The 1,269-nt window shown below is 39.8% G+C and carries 1 protein-coding gene; it reads left to right on the top strand.

The window, feature by feature from the left end; all coding sequences use genetic code 11:
* Positions 1 to 97 precede the first annotated feature (97 nt).
* On the top strand, positions 98 to 1,249 hold the full coding sequence (locus E2K52_RS14415) for an IS4-like element ISAbe18 family transposase (RefSeq protein ID WP_151205681.1): 1,152 nt from the start codon (positions 98 to 100) through the stop codon (positions 1,247 to 1,249).
* The last annotated feature ends 20 nt before the right edge of the window (positions 1,250 to 1,269 follow it).

The raw sequence follows: 1,269 nt of genomic DNA, 5'->3' as shown, positions 1-1,269 counted from the left end.
CACTGCTGTCCCATAGTTTGCTTTAAATAAAAAAACCTGAGTCCTAACAGTTAAAATATGAGTGCAAACAAACACTTTAACGACTAGGATTCAGGTTTTGTCACATCAGAATACCGTATTTCATGAGCTAATTAAACCTGTTGTGCGACAGGATTTTGAACAACTTGCTAAAGTACACCATGTTGGACAGAAATTTAGAGCGGCTTCCCGGTGGGATCAGTTTATTGCCATATTGATGTCTCAATTCTCTTGTAGGCAAAGTCTGAGAGATATTCAATCCAATTTGGAGTGCCAACAGGAAAAGCTAAGTCATCTCGGAGCAAAGTCTATTCCCCGAAGCACGCTGGCACGAATCAATGAGCAGCAGCCTGCTGCCTTGTATCAACAGCTATTTTACAAGTTGCTTAAATACTATGAACACTCAAAAGTAGCTCATAAATTTCGCTTTAAGAATCCCTTGTATTCCTTGGATGCCAGTCATATTGACCTGTCGCTTTCCTTATGTGAATGGGCCAAAGTTCACGACTCAAAAGCCAGCATGAAACTCAGCATAGGATTGAATCACAGCAATGATATTCCTGAGTTTGTTGCAGTTGAAAATGGCAAAGAAAATGACATGGTACAAGGCCGCAAATTCCAGTTTCCTGCTGGCAGCATTGTAGTTTTTGATAAAGGCTATGTCGATTACCAATGGTATGCAAATCTGACTGCTCAAAACATTGGATTTGTCACACGTTTTAGGCCTAAATCTGTGTATCAGGTGATCCAGCAACATCCAGTGCTTGAATCCAAAGGTATTCTAAAAGATGAAACCATTCAGCTGAATAGCGCACATGCCCTAAAAAGAAAAGCCCCAGTGTTAAGAAGAATTGAATATAGAGATCAGCAAAGTGGCAAGCACTTTAACTTTCTCAGCAATAACTTTCATCTAGCCGCCTCCACCATTGCGGCGATTTATAAAGATCGTTGGAAAGTTGAGCTGTTCTTTAAGGCGATTAAGCAGAATCTCAAATTAAAAGCGTTTCTAGGCCGCAGCAGGAACGCAATTCAGACACAAATCTGGATTGCGATGATCGCCTATTTATTGGTGAGTTTCGCTCAACATTTAGGAAAAACAGGTTGGACAGTTCAACGTTTACTCAGAATAATTCAAGTGAATTTGTTTGAAAGAAGAACTTTAAAAGCTTTATTTTCACCCGATAAAATACCCATAAAACAAGAGGAAGCTCAAATGAGCTTCCTCTTGTGAAAAATTGTGGGACAGCAATG

Source organism: Acinetobacter sp. RF14B (assembly GCF_006864105.1).
GTDB classification, from domain to species: domain Bacteria; phylum Pseudomonadota; class Gammaproteobacteria; order Pseudomonadales; family Moraxellaceae; genus Acinetobacter; species Acinetobacter lwoffii_C.
Note: the sequence above shows the minus strand (reverse complement) of the source record. Positions and strands in the feature narration are given on the sequence as shown.